The organism is Pseudomonas sp. KH_046_2, assembly GCF_057838985.1.
Window position 1 is genome coordinate 2896268 of record NZ_CM174480.1, and the last position, 17578, is coordinate 2913845.

A 17578-nucleotide genomic window follows, 5' to 3' on the forward strand; every position below is an offset into this window, starting at 1 on the left:
TAATCGGCATGCCGCGAGCTCAACCAATGTTGGCCAGAAGCCGAAGACAGCTTCCTCGAACAGGCCTTATACATAGATGCAACCGGGTAGCAGTGTTTGAAAAGCAGGTAGACCGTAGGGGCGAGTCCATACATAAGGGCGGAACCCTAAGCCGCCGTTACCGCAGAAACGGATATGTACACCCTCAAAAATCCATGTCGCCTGCCAAGCAGCCATCGCGAGCAGGCTCGCTCCCACAGGGTTATTCGATCTGCGTTGAGGTGGTGGTTTCGGCTAATATGCCCCCCACTCGAACAAGAACAGGGCTTGCCGCGATCCATGTCGGAAAAAGACACCATCTGCGCACAACTGCTGCGTGAAGCACTGTTGCAAAGTTGCGCTCCGGGAGCCGCCACCGAAGAGGTGTTGCACAAGCTCGGTATCGACCCGCATTTGCTGGACAGCACCGATGCCCGCCTGCCGGCCACGACCTATGCAAAGTGCTGGCGACTGCTGGCACGGCGCGGGGATGACGAGTTTTTTGGCATGGACCCACGCAAGCTAAAGTCCGGCAGTTTTGCCTTTCTGTGTCGTACGGCCATGCTCCAGCCCAACGTGGCGGCGGGACTGACCTGCGGCCTGGACTTTCTGTCATTGATGCTTGAGCGGCTGCCGGCACAGTTGGTGCGCCAGCAAAGCCTGGCGGAAATCGTCCTGCTGGAGGACGACAAGGACCCGCGCCGGGCCTTCACCTATTTCACCTACTGGATGATCGTGCATGGTGTTGCCTGCTGGCTGGCAGGACGGCGGATTCCGATCCTGGCCATCGAACTGCGCTGCTCGAAGCCGGATTTCTGTGATGACTATCAGGTGATGTTTTCCGAGAACCTGCGCTTCGACCGCCCACGTACACGGATGATTTTCTCTGCCGATTGCCTGGACCTGCCCATCAAGCGCAGCCCTGAAGAACTCAAGCGATTCCTGGCCCATGCGCCGGCGAACATACTGGTCAAATACCGAGATCCGCAGAGCCTGGCCAGCCGCATCAAACATGATCTGCGCCACCTGCCGGCCGAACACTGGCCGGAAACCGAAACCCTGGCACAACGCCTGTGCATGTCGGCTTCAACCCTGCGCCGCCGACTGGCCGAAGAAGGGCAAACCTACCAAGGCCTCAAGGACGGCGTGCGCAAGGAACTGGCGATTGTCTGGCTGGCCGAACCCACGATCAGCTTCAGCGAAATCGCCACGCGGCTGGGCTTCGCTGACGTCAGTTCGTTCTACAAGGCGTTTCGCAAGTGGTCGGGGTCAAATCCGGGGCATTACCGCAGCCTGATTCTCAATGACACCGAGTAAGTTCAGCGGCGCAACGACCATTTCTTCGCAGGTAATTAACGGCTGCCAGTCGTCGATGCCGGCAGATTGAGCGTGCCACTGTCCACGAAACGCATCGTGTTGAATACCCCGCCCGAGAGTTTGCCGCGCAGGACGTAGGGCATGTTGTTCAGCGTTTTCATCTGGCTGATGCCATAGGTCTGGCGGATTACCGAAAACGCCGAAACGCTGACTGGTACGCTCACGACGGTGTCGGAAAAACGCCCGATCGTACCCCTCTCATCGGTGACACCGGAGGCGAAGGGCTGGCCGTTGATATCCAGGTCCAGGGCGATGCCGCTGTAGGTGAGGGTATAGTCATTGGGGTTCTGTACGCGGATTCTCACGGCAAAGCGCACCTCCATGCCTTCGCCTTGCAGGGGCTCGACACCCACGACGTTGATTTTCAACGGGTCTCGATTGGGCAGCGAGGAACAGGCGCTCAGGCAGAGCAGAAGGGAAATCAGGACGGCGTGGAGGCTGCGCATGGACGTGCTCTCATCTGAAAAAGGCTGAACCGCCAGCGGCTCAGCCCTTGAGCCGGTCTAGTGGTTCGACTGTGCGACCACCGCAGGCTTTACGGGTTCATCCCTGGCGGTCACAACGGGGTTCTGCATCACCTGAAGCACTGAGGCCTCCGGATCGAATTCATCCTCTTCCAGTTCGATGAACTCCTCGGGCAGGAAGATATTAAGAACGATAGCGCACAGCGCGCCGACGGTGATGGGCGATTCGAAAATGTTGTGCAGGGCTTTGGGCAGTTCGCGCAAGACTTCCGGCACGGCAGCCACGCCCAGGCCCATGCCTACGGAAATCGCCACGATCAGCATGTTGCGCCGATGCAGGCCGGCCTCGGCGAGGATCTTGATCCCGGCCACGGCGACGGTGCCGAACATCACCAGCTCCGCGCCACCCAGCACCGGTTTCGGCATCAGTTGCAGTACCGCACCGATCATCGGGAACAGGCCAAGCACCACCAGCAATCCGGCAATGAAAAACGCTACGTAGCGGCTGGCCACGCCGGTGAGCTGGATCACCCCGTTGTTCTGGGCGAAGGTCACCATCGGCATGCTGTTGAACACCGCGGCCATGGCCGAGTTGAGGCCGTCGGCGAGCAGGCCGGACTTGATCCGGCGGATGTACACCGGGCCTTTGACCGGTTGCCGGGAGATCATCGAGTTGGCCGTAAGGTCACCGGCGGCCTCCAGCGGTGACACGAGGAAGATCACCGCCACCGGAATGAACGCCACCCAATCGAAGTTGAACCCGTACTTGAACGGCACCGGTACGCTCATCAACGGGACTTCGGGCAGGCTGTTGAAATCCACCTGGCCCATGAGCCATGCCACCCCGTAGCCCAGGGTCAGGCCGATGACAATCGCCCCCAGGCGCAGAAACGGCACATCCACCCGGTTCAACACCACGATGGTTCCCAGCACCAGCGCCGCCAGGGCCAGGTGACTGGCCGCCCCCAGATCCGGTGCGCCGAAGCCGCCGGCGATGTCGGTCATGGCGACCTTGATCAACGACAAGCCCATCAGCGTGATGATCGTCCCGGTCACCACCGGGGTGATCAGCATGCGCAATTTGCCGATGAACTGGCTCAACACCACTTCGATGAACGCGGCAAAAAAACACACGCCGAAGATGGTCGAGAGAATCTCATCGGTGCCGCCACCCCGGGCCTTGACCATGAAGCCGGCGCTGAGAATCACACTGATGAACGAGAAACTGGTGCCTTGCAGGCACAACAGGCCGGAGCCCACTGGACCGAAGCGCCGCGCCTGCACGAAGGTGCCCAGGCCGGAGACAAACAACGCCATGCTGATCAGATAAGGAATTTCGCTTTGCAGGCCCAGGGCGCTGCCCATGATCAGCGTCGGGGTGATGATGCCGACGAAACTTGCCAACACGTGTTGCAAGGCGGCGAAGACGGTGGCGGTCAGATGCGGGCGATCATCGAGACCGTAGATCAGGTCGCTGTGGCGTGGAGCAGGGGCTTTTTCAGAGGCGGTCATGGTGGTTTGCGTGCCAGAAGGCGGGCCGGGTCAGAAAATGGAGGCGCAGGATGCCAGAACCGTCCGGCCACGGCAAAAGAACCTCCAAATCAGTGGTTTACAATCGTGGAGCCAACACCTCGCCAACGCTGCGGCGTCTGGCGTGCAGTTGGCTGGCCTGGATCAACTGTTCGAGGTCTTCGGGCGTGACGTCATAGAACGCTTCCATGTCGGCCAACGCCAGTTTCAGGTCATCGGCGGTGATGGCCTGACGGTCGACCGGCGGATGATCGGCAGGAATCCTGGCCACCGGTTCGCTGGCACTCTTGGGGTAACGAACTCGGGTCAGGTTGTTGTAGGCCAGGGCGCAGAGCAGCATCGTCGCCGCGCTGAGCATCACCGGTCCGATGGCTCTCCAGTCCATGGCAATGGTTGCCGGATCGGCCAGCACCAGGGTCAGGGCCAATGCACCGGCCGGTGGATGCAGGCACCGCAGCCAGCACATCAGGATCAACGCCATGCCCGCCGCCAGGCAAGCGCTACCAAGGGTTCGGCCCAACACATGGGCCACCAGCAAGGCAACCACCCCGGCGCAAAAGTAACCGCCGAGAATCGACCAGGGCTGGGCGAGCGCGCCCGAAGACACGGCAAACAACAGCACCGCCGAGGCGCCCAGCGGGCCGATCAAGTGCTGGGCCACCTCGATGCCGAACACCTGGCTACAGAGCCACACACTCATCAGTGTCCCCAAGGCCATGCCGATGGCGGCGCGGCTCCATTCGGTGGGGCGGGTGTTGATGGCGGCGGGCAACCAGCGAGCAAGCATTTCGAGAAGACTCCGGCAGAAAAATCGAGGCAAAAAAAAGGGCTTGGCTGGGGAACCCAGAAAGCCCTTGAAGTTGTTCCAACTGTTGGGGGAGGAACGTGCACAGTGTGCCGTTCAATCCTGCTACTGACAAATTCATATTAATGAGCTTTCAGTGCATTAATTTTGCTGTAATTTGCTCCGTCGGCCGCTTGTGTAGCACAGCAAACCACCCAGGGCCGCGAGTGTACTCAAGGCATAAAACATCGTCGGCGCCGGGGTGTGCATCAGCATGAAGCCGCAAATCACCGGGCTCAACGCACCGCCAAGGGCCGCAAGGTTTTGCGCGCCGTAGTAGCTGCCCCGCAGTTCTTCCGGCGCCAGGGTGTCGACGAAGAGAAACTCGGCCGGGTAAATGATGATTTCACCGAGGGTGAAGATGAACATCGCCATGCACCAGCTCACCAGGCTGTCCGCCAGGCTGAAGCCGATCAGCCCGAGGACGAACAGGCCGGTGCCGGCAACGATCCATTGGCGCAGTTGCTCGCGCTTGAGAAAACGCCCGATCTGGTATTGCAGCAGGATCACACTGATGGCGTTGCAGGCGAGCAGGGCGGCCATGATTTCCATGGTGTTCCGGGGATTGCTGGTCACCAGCAGGTACTGCGACAGGTAAAAGGTAAACCGCCCGTGCACCACGGTGCTGAGCAGGCAACCGGCGGTGAACAGGATCAGGGTGCGGTCGTTTTTAAGGGTGATCAGGGTTTTGAGAAAACTCTGCGCCTGACCGGTGACAGGCGAACGCGCCGGGTCCTTCGCGATCCCGGTCATCAGGAAAATACTGAAAAAGGCGATGGCCGCCGCGATCAGGAAGGGTGCACTGGCAAAGACCCCGGCAATCAGCACACCGAGCATCGGCCCGACGGCGTAGCCAATGTTGGTCAGCGTATAGCTCAAGGAAAACGCCTTGGCGCGCTGGCCCACGGGGAGGTTGTCGCTGAGGATCGCTTTCGAGCCGATGAGGAACAGCGATGAGGCGGTTTCGGTGACGATCAGGGTGATCGTGGTCAGGTAGAGGTTTTCAGCAAAGGTCAGCAACACCAGGCCGACCGCGCTGGACGCCATCGAGAGAATCAGCAACCGGCGTTTTTCGAAGCGATCGATGATGTAGCCGCCATACAGGGAAAGCAGGGTGGCGACGAACACCGCGATGCCGAGCAGCAAGCCAACGTCCTGCTGGTTGAGGCCCAGCTTGTCGCTGACGAACAGTGTGAGCAACGGGCTGGTGATGGCGCGGCTGACGACGATGGTCAGCGAGCAGATCAGCAGGCGGCGGATAAGGGGGGAGTAGCGGGTCACGGCGTGAATGTCCTTATTCGATCGGGCCGGCATCAGCCCGATCGTGAACGCTACTCTAGCAGTCGGACACTCGGTCGTTCGACCACTGACTGGGTTAACCATTGCTGGTACGGAATCGGCAATTTGCTCGACTCGCCCCGGCCGATCGGGAAGTAGGTGAAACCAATGCGTGCCAGACGGTCCGAGTCGTACAGGTTGCGGCCGTCAAAGATCACTGGTGCGTTGAGCCGCTGCTGGATCAACTGGAAGTCAGGCGCCTTGAATTGTTGCCATTCGGTGCAGATGATCAGTGCATCGGCGCCGGACAAGACCGACTCGGGCGTACCCATTAACATCAGTTTCGATTCGTCGGGATACAACTTCTGGGTTTCCTGCATGGCTTCCGGATCGAATGCACGGACATTCGCCCCGGCGGCCCACAAGGATTCGAGCAACACCCGGCTCGGTGCATCGCGCATGTCGTCGGTGTTTGGCTTGAATGCCAGGCCCCACAAGGCAAAGGTCCTGCCACGCAAGTCGCCCTTGTAGAACGCGTTGATACGCTCGAACAGCTTGAATTTCTGTCGCTCGTTGATGGCTTCCACCGCTTGCAGCAGGTCACTGGAGCAATGGGCCTGTTCCGCGCTGTGGATCAGGGCGCGCATGTCCTTGGGGAAACATGAGCCACCGTAACCGCAACCGGGGTAGATGAAGTGATAGCCGATGCGGGAGTCGGCGCCGATGCCCAGGCGGATCGATTCGATGTCGGCACCCAGGTGTTCGGCCAGTTCGGCGATCTGGTTGATGAAGCTGATCTTGGTCGCCAGCATGCAGTTGGCGGCGTACTTGGTCAGCTCGGCGCTGCGCAGGTCCATGAACATGATGCGCTCATGGTTGCGGTTGAAGGGCGAGTACAGATCACGCATCACGTCACGCACTTCTTCGCGTTCACAGCCGATGACGATACGGTCCGGGCGCCGGCAGTCGGCCACGGCCGAACCTTCTTTCAAGAATTCCGGGTTGGAGACGATATCGAACTGCAATACGCGCCCGGCGCTGAGCAGGCATTTGTCGATGTGTGCACGCAAGGCATCGCCGGTGCCGACTGGCACGGTGGATTTCTCCACCAGGATCGTCGGTTGCTCGCGATGACGGGCCACGGCGTCGCCCACCGACATCACGTAGCGCAAGTCCGCCGAGCCGTCGTCCCGGGACGGTGTACCGACCGCGATGAACAGCACCTGTCCGTGCTGGACGGCGAATTTTTCGTCGCTGGTGAACTGCAACCGCCTGGCGTCAAGGCCTTCGCGTACCAGGCTGGCCAGCCCGGGTTCGAATATGCTCACGTGGCCTTGTTGGAGCAGTTCGACTTTATTCTCGTCAACGTCCATGCAGACCACGTCGTGGCCGACTTCCGCCAGAACCGCCGCCTGCACCAGGCCAACATACCCGCTACCAAACACGCTGATTTTCATTGGACACTCCTTTGTTCGGGCGCACGGGCTGTTTCGGTGAAGCAGGATAGGCAGGGCCATGTTTCAATTCGGTTATCGTGTGGAAAAGCTACTTGCGGGCGTGTCGGTTGACTTTTTTCGTCATGGCCGGCAGGTTGCACGTCCATTCGGGCTGCACCGGCTTGCGAAAAGTCCTGCAGAGGTAATGTCTTTTACATCACCGTAATTTCACTTCCTGCTTGTTTCACTGAACTGTTTACATTCAAGGCTGTTTCGTTTGATTGACTTAGCTGTTACTGATTCACGCTCATCCCGGACCAATCCGCTGACCCTTTATCTGACGCGACTGGCGCCGTCCAGCCAACTGACCATGCGTTATGTGCTGCAGGATGCCGCCGACCGCCTGGGCTTCGAAGACCACGATATAGAGGAAATCCCCTGGCATAACCTGCAGCCCGAGGACGTCATTGCGCTGGTGGCCACCTTGCGTTCGGACGGCTATGCGCCGAACACGTCTTCGCTGTATGTCAACGCAGTGCGCGGGGTGATGAACGAAGCGTGGCGCATGAGCCTGATCTCTCAGGAACATCTGTTGAAGATGCGTACGGTGAAGGGTATGGCCGGTAAAAGGCTGTCCCAGGGGCGCAATCTCAGGCGCACGCTGATCCAGGAGCTGATGGCGGTCTGCGCTGCCGATCCGCGGCCGCAAGGCCTGCGGGATGCAGCGATCATCGGAATTTTGTACGGCTCGGGAATGCGCAAATCCGAATCGGTGAACCTGGAGCTGAACCAGGTCGATTTCACCGAGCGCAGCCTGCGGGTGACGGCCAAGGGCAACAAGCAGTTGATCAAGTACGCCCCGGCCTGGGCCTTTGCCAAGCTTGAAGCCTGGCTTGAGCTGCGCCGTTCGTTGCTCAAGGATGGCGAGTCGGACGACCCGTTTCTGTTCAACCGCATCCGCCGGGGCAGCCACATCACCCGTGAGCGCATCACCAAACACGCGATTTACTACATCGCCCGGCAACGGGGTGCGCAGGTCGGGGTGAAAATCATGCCCCACGACTTCCGGCGTTCATTCATCACCCGGGTGATCGAAGAGCATGACTTGTCGATTGCGCAGAAACTGGCGCACCACAGCAACATCCAGACCACGGCCAACTACGATGTGCGCGATGACAACGAGCGGCGTCGGGCGGTGGATCGATTCGATTTGTAAGCGATCACATCTCGCTCAGTACATGGGCATGGCCAATGGTCGAGACCTGAACCGCGCTGCCGGCCGGTGGCGCATACATGCCTGAACTGCGCACCAGCAGTGATCGACCCGACTGCTCGTTGCGGGTCAAAGGCTGGAGCTCCACCGTCAGCGTGCAGGTGTTGCCGCTGAAATCCCGATCGGTGACCACGGCCCGGCAGCCGCTGGCCTCCGGGTCGCTGGGCAGGATGCTGGCCAGTTGCAGTTGTTCGGGGCGCAGCATGATCTGCGCCGAACTGTTGTTGCGGTGGTTGTTGACCGGGATCCGCCCCAGGTCGCAATGGGCCCAACCGGCCTCGATGCGGGCAGGCATGACCACGGCATCCCCCAGAAACAGTGCGGTCTGCTCGTCTTCGGGGTAGCGGTAAAGGTCCAGCGGATGCCCCGACTGCACCAGTCGGCCATGACGCATCACCGCCAACTGGTCGGCGAAGGACAGGGCTTCACTCTGGTCGTGGGTGACCAGGATGGTGGTGACACCCGCGTCCTCCAGCAGCCGCGCAACCATCTTGCGCATGGCGGCGCGCAATCCGGTGTCGAGCGCCGAGAACGGTTCGTCCAGCAGCATCAGCCGTGGCTGTTGCGCCAGGGCCCGGGCCAGGGCCACACGCTGTTGCTGACCGCCGGACAATTCGTGAGGCCAGCGCTGGGCCATCTTTGCGTCCAGCGCCACGCTGTCCATCAGTTCGGCGACGCGCTGCTGTTTTTCAGTGCCCTTGATGGACAAGCCGAATCCGATGTTTGCGGCCACGGTCATGTGCGGGAACAGTGCGCCGTCCTGTGGCACATAGCCGATCAGGCGCTGATGGGCCGGTACTTCGTGGGTGCCGTCGACCAGCGTCTGGCCATTGAGCGACAGGCGTCCGGAATCGGGGAACTCGAAGCCGGCAATCATCCGCAGCAACGTGGTCTTGCCCGAGCCGGAAGGGCCGACGATGACCGTGCGACTGCCGCTGGGCACCGACAGGCTGACGTTGTCCAGGGCGCAATGGGCGCCATAAGACTTGTAGAGGGCATTCAATTCAAGTGTGTTCATCGGCCAGCCGTTTTTTTCGATTGGTGATAAAGAAGTCCGGTCAACGGAAGCGACAGCACAACCATCAATAAGGCGTAGGGCGCTGCGGCTGCGTAATCGATTTCGCTGGTCAAGGCCCAGAACCCGGTCGCCAGGGTGCGCGTGCCGTTAGGGGCCAGCAGCAGGGTGGCGGTCAATTCGTTGGTGATCGCCAGGAACACCAGCGCCGCGCCGGCGGCCGCCCCCGGGGCAGCCAGGCGCAAGGTGATCAGCCACAGTGCCCGGGCCGGCGAGCGGCCAAGGCTGCGGGCGATGTTTTCCAGTTCCACCGGGGCCTGGGCAATGCCTGCGCGCAGGCTCACCAGGGCACGGGGCAAGAACATCAACAGGTACGCCAGCAGCACGGTGAAGGTGGTCTGGTAGATCGGCCGGGCAAAATGGATCGTGACGGTCACCAGCGCCAGGGCAACGATAATGCCGGGCAAGGAACTGGTGATGTAGTTGCAGCTTTCCAGCACCCGTTGCATTCGACCGGGGTAGCGGATCGACAGCCAGGCAATCGGGATCGCCGCGCAGGTGGTCAGCGCCGCGCCCGCGATGCCGAGCAGCAGGGTTTGCTCCAGGGCGGGCAACAATTCGGCCATGTCCCAGACTTCCACGCCACCGGCGATGAGCCATTTACCCAGAGTGATCAAGGGCACGCCCAGGGCCAGGGCGCAGGTCACGATTTGCAGCGTCAGCGAGAGCAGGGTGGAGACCGGTTTCAGGTACACGACCCGTTGCTCCCGGGCGCTTCCCGAACCGACACGAGCGTAACGCGCGGAACCCCGGGCGGCGGATTCGGCCGTCAACATCGCCAGGCAACACAGCGCCAGCACACTGGCCAGCATGTGCGCAGCCGCACCGTTGAAGGTCGATTTGAACTGATCGAAGATCGCGGTGGTAAAGGTGTCGAAGCGGATCATGGCGTACAGGCCATATTCGGCCAGCAGGTGCAGGCCGACCAGCAAGGCGCCGCCGCAGATCGCCAGGCGCAATTGCGGCAACACCACGCGGAAAAACACTTTCCAGGGTTTGAGCCCCATGGACTCGGCGACGTCTTCGATGGCCGGATCGAGCCGGCGCAAGGTGGCCGCTACCGGCAAATACAGGAACGGGAAGTAGGCGATGACCGAGACCAGGACACCGGCAAACAAGCCGTGAATCGGTGGCACCAGGCTGACCCAGGCGTAGCTGTGAACGAACGCCGGCACCGCCAGCGGCGCGGTGGCCAGCAACGACCACCAGCGCCGCCCCGGCAGATTCGTGCGTTCCGTGAGCCACGCCAGCGTCACCCCCAGCGCGACGCACAAGGGAATCGTCAGCAGCACCAGCAACACGGTATTGACCAGCAGTTCACCGACACGAGGGCGGAACACCAGAGCCACAACGGTTGACCAGCCGGTCTGCAGGGACACGCCGATAACGTAAGCGATCGGTAGCAGTGCCAGTAATGAAACCAGCACCGACAAACCGATCACCCATACACCGCCACGTCCCGCAAAGACTCCACGGGATCGTCGACGCAAATGTGCGGGTGTCGCCTCAGCGACCCCCGCAGGCAGGGTTTCTGGCATCAATTTAGAGCAGTCCGGCCTGTGTCATCAGCTCCACGGCTTTTTTACTATCGAGTTTCGAAGCATCGACAGTCGGCGCATCGAGTTGATTCAGAGGCACCAGTTTAGGGTTGGATGCAGCGCCTTTGCCCACGGCGTATTCAAACGATTTGCCGTTTTTCAGGACAGCCTGGCCATCCTTGCCGGTAATGTATTTGAGAAACGCCTGAGCTTGTTCCTGGTGTTTGCTGGAAGCGAGGACGCCGCCGCCGGAGATGCTAACAAAAGCGCCAGGGTCTTTGTGCTTGAAATAGTGCAGGGTAGTGTTCTTGCTGTTTTCGCCCGTCTTGGACTGATCCACCAGGCTGTAATAGTGGTAGATCACGCCGCTGTCGATCTGCCCGGCATTCACCGCCTTGAGTACCGAGCTGTTGCCGCGGTAGTTGGCATAGTTGGTTTTCATCCCCTTGAGCCACTCCAGCGTGGCGGCTTCACCCTTTTGTTGCAGGATGGCCGCGACGATGGCCTGGAAGTCGGCACCGCCTGGCGATGCACCCCAGCGACCCTTCCAGCTCGGCGAAGCCAGGTCCATGATCGATTTCGGCAGGTCAGCTTCCGGCAGTTTACTCGGGTTGTAGACGAACACCGTGGAGCGCGCGGCAATCCCCACCCATTTGCCGTGGGCCGGACGGTAGGCGGAGTCAACCTGCTCCAGCGTGGCCTTATCGATAGGCGCAAACAGCCCGGCATTATCGACCAGGACCATGGCCGGGGAGTTTTCGGTCAGGAATACGTCCGCCGGAGAAGCCGCACCTTCCTGCACGATCTGGTTGCCCATCTCGGTGTCATCGCCGTTGCGCAAGGTGACGGGAATACCGGTTTCCTGGGTAAAGCCCTCGACCCAGGCCTTGGTCAGGCTTGCGTGTTGCGCGTTGTACACCACGATGCCGACGGAGTCAGCGGCATAGGCCTGGCCAGCGCTCAGCAAAGCGGTGGCCAGCAGGGCTTTTTTCAAGAACGAAGGGATTTTGGGAATCATTCTGCGGGCTGCTCCTGGTGCATTTTTTTGAAAGTCATGCGCATTCAAACGCCAGTTAACCAATGCGAATCATTTGCATGTTTTTGAAGTGCGGGAAATGTAGAGATCCAAATGAGAAAATAACGTCAAAAAAACGTTAATACATGTAATTTTCATTCAGATTAGCAGCACTGTATCCACTGTGGTTCGACTCGTCGATCAAACGATGCCGTCGATCAGAATATGGCGCTGTCCCCGGCTGCATTTTTCGATCCGGGCGTCGACCTTGTAGACGTCTCGCAGCATCTGCCCGGTGATCACTTCTTCGCTGGGGCCACTGCCTTTTGTCGTGCCTTCGGCGATCACCAATACCTGATCGGCAAAGCGCAGCGCCTGATTCAGGTCATGGATGGCGATGAACACGATCACCTCGCGCTTTCGCGCCAGCTCGCGCATGAAGTTCAGCACCTGCACCTGACGGTGCATGTCCAGGGCGCTGGTGGGTTCATCCATCAGCAGCACTTCCGGTTCCCGAACCAGGGTTTGCGCAATCGAGACCAGTTGCTGCTGGCCTCCGCTGAGTTCACCGAGGTTGCGAAATGATAGCTCAGTGATGGCTAGTGCGCCGAGGATCTGGTCCACCCGTTTCAACTCGTCGTCGTCGACGGTCCAGCCGGGGGTCAATTGCTTGCGCGCCAGCAGAACCGATTCGTAGACTGTCAGACGGGCGCTGGCATTCAGGCCCTGAGGCATGTAGCTGATGCCTTGCAGGCCTTTTTTTGAATCTTGCAAATTGACCCGGCCTGGCCCGTCGATCAACCCGGCCATGCGTTTGAACAGGGTGGATTTTCCGGCGGCATTCGGTCCGACCACGGCGACCACCTGGCCGCCGATGAAGCTCGAGGTGGTGACGCCGGAAATGATCTCGCGCTGACCGTAGCGGGCGCCGAGGTTCTCAAGTTGTATCTTCACCATGAGTTTTTCTTCCCGCCCAGAATCAGAGAAATGAAGAACGGCACGCCGATCAGCGAAGTGACCACCCCGATCGGAAAGATCGCACCCGGAATCAGGGTTTTACTGACCACCGAACTGGCGGACAGGATCAGCGCCCCGGTCAACAGCGATGCGGGCAGAAAGAAGCGTTGATCTTCGCCGATCAGCATCCGTGCGATATGCGGGCCGACCAGCCCGATAAAACCGATGGTGCCGACAAACGCCACCGGAAACGACGCCAGCAGGCTGACCATGATCAACGTCTGGAAGCGCAGGCTGCGCACGTTGATGCCGAAACTCGCGGCCTTGTCATCGCCCAGGCGCAGGGCAGTCAGCGCCCAGGCACGCCGGGCGAAGACCGGCAGGGTGATCAGGATCACCAGGCAAATGATGCCGAGTTTGGGCCAGGTGGCCTTGGTCAGGCTGCCCATGGTCCAGAACACCACGGCCGCCACGGCTTGTTCGGTGGCAAAAAACTGCACCAGCGCCAGCAGTGCATTGAAGGTGAACACCAGCGCAATCCCCAGCAATACGATGGTTTCGGCGGTGACGCCGCGGCGCATGCTGAGGAAGTGGATCAGCAGCGCTGACAGCATCGCCATGATGAACGCATTGACCGGGACCATGTATTGCGCCGCCAGGGGAAACAGCGCCACACCGAAGGCCAGGCCCATGGCCGCGCCAAAGCTGGCCGCAGCGGAAATGCCCAGGGTAAAAGGGCTGGCGAGGGGGTTGTTGAGGATGGTCTGCATCTGGGCGCCGGCCAGGGACAACGCGGCGCCGACCGCCACCGCCATCAATGCCACCGGCAGGCGAATGTCCCACATCACCACGCGCACTTGTGCCGGCGCGCTGTCCGGCGAAAGCAGTGCGCCGAGCACTTCACTCAGACTGTAACTCGCCGGTCCCAGCGCCAGGTCCAGCAACACGCTGAGCAGCAGCAAAACAGCCAGCGCCACGAGGATCAAGCGTTTGCGCAACACCAGATGCCGATAGACGTCGCGCTGCACCACAGGGGCTTCGCCGAGCGAGCTCATGGCATGACCTCCGGGTTCTTCAGACTGACGAAATAGCCCGGTTCGTAGGGGACCGGCAGGAACCGCTCATGCAGTTCGCGAAACGAGGCATCGGGGTCGAGGTCGGCAAACAGTTGCGGATGAAACCACTTGGCCAGTTGCTGAATGGCCACGAATTGGTAAGGACTGTTGTAGAACTGGTGCCAGATGGCGTGAAACCCCTGGTCGTCCTGCGCTTTGATACCGGCATAGGCCGGGCGCCGGGTGTACCACGCCAGTTTGTCCCGTGCCTGCTGCAGATCGGCGCCAGGCCCGACCCCCACCCAGTGTCCGCCCGGCGCAAAGGCCTGCCAGTTGGCGCTGGTGACCACCACCTGGTCCGGGTTGGCCACCACCACCTGTTCGGCGTTCAACTGACCGAAGGTCGTGGGGATGATGCCTTTGGCGATGTTGTTGCCGCCGGCCATTTCGACGAAACGGCCGAAATTTTCGTCGCCGAAACTCAGGCAGCAATCGTCGGTGTAACCGCCGATGCGCTCTATGAAGACGTTTGGTCGCGTTGGCCGGCGGGCCTCGATGAGCGAGGTGACCCGGCGGATCTGCTGGTTGCGAAAATCGATGAACGCCTCGGCGCGATCTTCCTTGCCAAACAGCTGGCCGAACAGACGCATGGTCGGCTCGGTGTTTTGCATCGGGTTATTGCGAAAGTCGACATAGACCACCGGGATGCCCAGCGCATCGAGTTTCTCGATGTACCGAGCGTCTTCAGTGGCGTGCTGCGCCTCGATGTTGAGGATGATCACATCGGGTTGCTGGGAGATGGCCTGCTCGATGTCGAACGTGCCGTCTTCAAAGCCGCCGAAGGTCGGGATGTTCGCGATGTCCGGAAATTTGCGCAGATAAGCGCCGTATGTATCCGGATCGGACTGGATCAGATCCTTGCGCCAGCCGACGATGCGCTGGATGGGGTTTTGTGTGTCCAGCGCGGCCACCAGGTACAACTGACGACCTTCGCCGAGTATGACCCGCCTGACCGGCACGTGAACCTTGACCTTGCGACCCAGCAGATCTGTCACAGTCACGGCGGCAGGGTCTTGATCGAGTGCATTCGCAGCACGCGGTGTCAGGGCAAGCGCCGTCATGATGAAAAGCCCGACAAGCAAAAACGCAGCGAGGCTGCGTCGATGTACAGATGCCATGGTTGAAACCTTTACCAAAGGCCAGCCCGGACAACGGCTCAGGTCGCTGTCCGGGGCCGGGCGTTTCAGAAATCGACGGTGGCCGACATGAGCAGGGTGCGTGGCGCGCCCTGGGAGAACGCACCGTAAGAGGCCACGCCGGACCAGTATTCACGGTCGAACACGTTCTGCACTGTCGCCCGGAATGTGGTCGGTCGCTCGGCGATACGCGTGGTGTAGCGGGCGCCGGCATCGAAACGGGTCCACGCGTCAAGCTCCTGGGTATTGGCCTGGTTGACGTACTGGCTGCCGGTGTAGATCGCGCCACTGGTGAGCGTCAGGCCTTCGACCCAGGGGGTGTCCCATTCAGCCCAGAGGTTGGCCTGGACGTCAGGCACCCCCACCGGTTTGTTGCCACGGTTGGCGGGCGTGCCGGAGTCGGTCAGCTCGGCGTCCAGCAGCGTGACGCCACCGAGCAGGCGAGTGCCCTGGGCAATTTCGCCAAACACATTCAACTCCACGCCACGGTTGCGTTGCTCGCCTTGCACCGAGAACACGCCGTTGGCCAGTTCGCCGCTCGGCTTCTTGATCTGGAACAGGCTGAGGGTCGAGGTGAAGGTGCCGTAGTCGACCTTGACCCCGACTTCCTGTTGCCGGGAGATGTACGGCGCGAAGATCTCTCCCGAGTTCGAGGCGGTGGCCGGCGCGATATCGCCTTTGCTCAGACCCTCGATGTAGTTGTAGTAGAACGAAACATGGTCCCAGGGTTTGACCACCACCCCGAACATCGGCGTGGTTTCGCTTTCGTCGTAGGACGTGGTGACGAAACCGGCCGTGTTGTAGTTGTCGGACTTGATGTTCTGGTTGCGCAGACCGAGGGTGACCTGCACGCGCTCGTCCAGTACCGAAAGGGTATCGGCCAGTGCCACGCCGGACAGCTCGGTCTCTGACACTTTGGGTGTGGCAGGCGTTGCGATGTTCGGCTTTGGACGATCGATCGGGTGGTAGATGTTGGACAGCACAGGTGGTCCGGAAATGATGCCGCGGGACAATTCATCGCGGTAACGGGTGACTTGCAGGGTGGTGCTGTGGCTGATCGGGCCGGTGTCGAAGCGCAGCCGGGCGCCGGCGTCGACGGTGTAGCGCTCGACTTCGAACTTGTAGTAACCGGGAATCGAGGACGTGTCGCCGGCGCTGTTGAGGATGGTCGGGGTCTGGTCGGACATCCGCGACACATCGGATTTACCGCCGCCGGCATGGGCGAACACGGTCAGTGCGTCGTTCAGGTCGTACTCGCCGCTAAGCAGTGCCGACTTGTCGCGGGTTTCGGACCAGCCCCATTCCTGTGTCACGTTGGTGCGGCCGTTGGCGGCAGAAGGAATGTCGACGCCCTTGGCAATCAGGAAGGGCCGAGAAGGGGCGTCAAACTCTTCTTTCTGGCTGATCAGGTCCAGGGAGGTGCGCAGGCGTTCACCCTGGTAATCCAGGGAGATGGCGCCGATGTCGACGTCCCGGGATTGTTCGTCGATGGCGGTGTCGCCGGTTGCCGTGCTGCCGTTGATGCGCACGCCGAACTCACGGCCTTCGCCGAAGCGGCGGCTGACATCGATATGCCCACCGACCTGGGAGTTCATGGCGTAGCTGGCGGTGAAGCGGGTCAGGTCCTCCTCCAGCGAGCGCTTCGGCACCACGTTGATCACGCCGCCGATGCCGCTGTTGGGCGACATGCCGTAGAGCAGCGCGCCAGGGCCCTTGATCACTTCAATGCGCTCGGCGTATTCGGTAAACACCCGATAGTTAGGCGCGACACCGTAGACACCGTCGAAGGCCAGTTCGCCGAGGTTGCCTTCACCCACCGGGAAGCCACGGATGAAGAACGAGTCGACCACGCCGCCGGTCTGGCCGGTGGAGCGCACGGAAGAATCGCGCTCCAGTACGTCGGCCACGGTCACGGCTTGTTGATCCTTCATCAGGGCCGAGGTGTAGTTGCTGACGCTGAAGGGGGCGTCCATCACATCGGTGTTACCCAGCATGCCGAGCCGGCCACCTCGGGCGACCTGTCCGCCCGGGTACACCGCTGGCAAGCCGTCAGTGCGCCCATCGGTGCCGTTGACTGTGGTGGCGCCCAGCGTCAGGGTGCCCGCACTGTCGGCCGGGCGGCGCGCCAGGGTGTAGCTGCCGTCGCCGCGCGCAACGATTTGCAGATCGCTGTCCGCCAGCAGCACGCTGATGGCTTCCTGGGTCGAATAGGTGCCGGACAGGCCCAGGCTGCTCAGGCCATCGGTCAGCGATGGCTGGAACGACAACGCAATGCCGGCTTCCACGGCAAATTTCGACAGGGTCGTACCGAGCGGGCCAGGGGCAATGTTGTAGGTACGGGTGGCGGTGGCATCCAGTTGCGCCGGCTCGGCGGCTTGGGTGTACAGGCTGGCGGCACCGGTCAGGGCAAGGCTTAGCAGTGCGCTGCGGATCGCCAGTTTGAGTGAGCGATCCGAACGCAGAGGTCGTGCAACGAACATGGAGTGATGACCCTATCGACGAGGTTGAGAAGTTCTTCCTTT

Annotated in this window: 14 protein-coding genes; 2 read left to right on the forward strand and 12 right to left on the reverse strand. The window is 60.9% G+C overall.

Annotation, left to right across the window (positions count from 1 at the left end; translation table 11 throughout):
• Nucleotides 1-318: 318 nt before the first annotated feature.
• Nucleotides 319-1335 carry an AraC family transcriptional regulator gene (locus tag AC3IX1_RS13070; protein WP_489388735.1) on the forward strand — a complete coding sequence of 339 codons (1017 nt, stop codon included), beginning with the start codon at nt 319-321 and terminating at the stop codon, nt 1333-1335.
• Nucleotides 1336-1370: 35 nt separating this feature from the next.
• On the opposite strand, the gene AC3IX1_RS13075 is transcribed toward AC3IX1_RS13070, so the two are convergent.
• The 5 genes from AC3IX1_RS13075 to AC3IX1_RS13095 form a co-directional block, all read right to left on the reverse strand.
• On the reverse strand, nt 1371-1841 hold the full coding sequence (locus AC3IX1_RS13075; RefSeq protein ID WP_489388513.1) for an LEA/WHy family protein: 471 nt from the start codon (nt 1839-1841) through the stop codon (nt 1371-1373).
• A gap of 57 nt (nt 1842-1898) precedes the next feature.
• Complete coding sequence (locus AC3IX1_RS13080; protein WP_489388514.1) at nt 1899-3371, reverse strand: nucleobase:cation symporter-2 family protein; 1473 nt, start codon at nt 3369-3371, stop codon at nt 1899-1901.
• A 97-nt stretch (nt 3372-3468) separates the two neighbouring features.
• Entirely contained in the window at nt 3469-4176 is a 708-nt protein-coding gene (locus AC3IX1_RS13085; RefSeq protein WP_489388515.1) for an HPP family protein, read from the reverse strand.
• A 159-nt stretch (nt 4177-4335) separates the two neighbouring features.
• Nucleotides 4336-5547 carry an MFS transporter gene (locus tag AC3IX1_RS13090; RefSeq protein ID WP_489388516.1) on the reverse strand — a complete coding sequence of 404 codons (1212 nt, stop codon included), beginning with the start codon at nt 5545-5547 and terminating at the stop codon, nt 4336-4338.
• Nucleotides 5548-5564: 17 nt separating this feature from the next.
• Nucleotides 5565-6968: a UDP-glucose dehydrogenase family protein gene (locus AC3IX1_RS13095; protein ID WP_489388517.1), complete on the reverse strand. Its 1404-nt coding sequence runs from the start codon at nt 6966-6968 to the stop codon at nt 5565-5567.
• A gap of 256 nt (nt 6969-7224) precedes the next feature.
• Between AC3IX1_RS13095 and AC3IX1_RS13100 the strand changes: the two genes are divergently transcribed.
• On the forward strand, nt 7225-8163 hold the full coding sequence (locus tag AC3IX1_RS13100) for a site-specific integrase (RefSeq protein WP_489388518.1): 939 nt from the start codon (nt 7225-7227) through the stop codon (nt 8161-8163).
• 4 nt (nt 8164-8167) lie between these two features.
• On the opposite strand, the gene AC3IX1_RS13105 is transcribed toward AC3IX1_RS13100, so the two are convergent.
• The 7 genes from AC3IX1_RS13105 to AC3IX1_RS13135 all read right to left on the reverse strand — a co-directional run bounded on the left by AC3IX1_RS13105 (nt 8168) and on the right by AC3IX1_RS13135 (nt 17536).
• Nucleotides 8168-9238 (reverse strand): ABC transporter ATP-binding protein, encoded by a 1071-nt coding sequence (locus AC3IX1_RS13105; RefSeq protein ID WP_489388519.1) that lies wholly within the window; start codon nt 9236-9238, stop codon nt 8168-8170.
• Nucleotides 9235-10833, reverse strand: coding sequence for an ABC transporter permease (locus AC3IX1_RS13110; protein WP_489388520.1), 1599 nt, complete (start codon nt 10831-10833; stop codon nt 9235-9237). The genes AC3IX1_RS13105 and AC3IX1_RS13110 overlap by 4 nt, the downstream gene beginning before the upstream one ends.
• Before the next feature lie 4 nt (nt 10834-10837).
• Nucleotides 10838-11851, reverse strand: a complete 1014-nt coding sequence (locus AC3IX1_RS13115; protein WP_489388521.1) for an iron ABC transporter substrate-binding protein — start codon at nt 11849-11851, stop codon at nt 10838-10840.
• Between the two features lie 198 nt (nt 11852-12049).
• On the reverse strand, nt 12050-12805 hold the full coding sequence (locus AC3IX1_RS13120) for an ABC transporter ATP-binding protein (protein ID WP_489388522.1): 756 nt from the start codon (nt 12803-12805) through the stop codon (nt 12050-12052).
• Nucleotides 12799-13860, reverse strand: a complete 1062-nt coding sequence (locus AC3IX1_RS13125; protein WP_489388523.1) for a FecCD family ABC transporter permease — start codon at nt 13858-13860, stop codon at nt 12799-12801. Before AC3IX1_RS13125 ends, AC3IX1_RS13120 begins: the two co-directional genes overlap by 7 nt.
• The gene (locus AC3IX1_RS13130; protein ID WP_489388524.1) at nt 13857-15038 is read right to left on the reverse strand and encodes an ABC transporter substrate-binding protein; all 1182 of its coding nucleotides are present in this window, start codon (nt 15036-15038) and stop codon (nt 13857-13859) included. The genes AC3IX1_RS13125 and AC3IX1_RS13130 overlap by 4 nt, the downstream gene beginning before the upstream one ends.
• Nucleotides 15039-15103: 65 nt before the next feature.
• On the reverse strand, nt 15104-17536 hold the full coding sequence (locus AC3IX1_RS13135) for a TonB-dependent siderophore receptor (RefSeq protein WP_489388525.1): 2433 nt from the start codon (nt 17534-17536) through the stop codon (nt 15104-15106).
• Nucleotides 17537-17578: the final 42 nt, after the last annotated feature.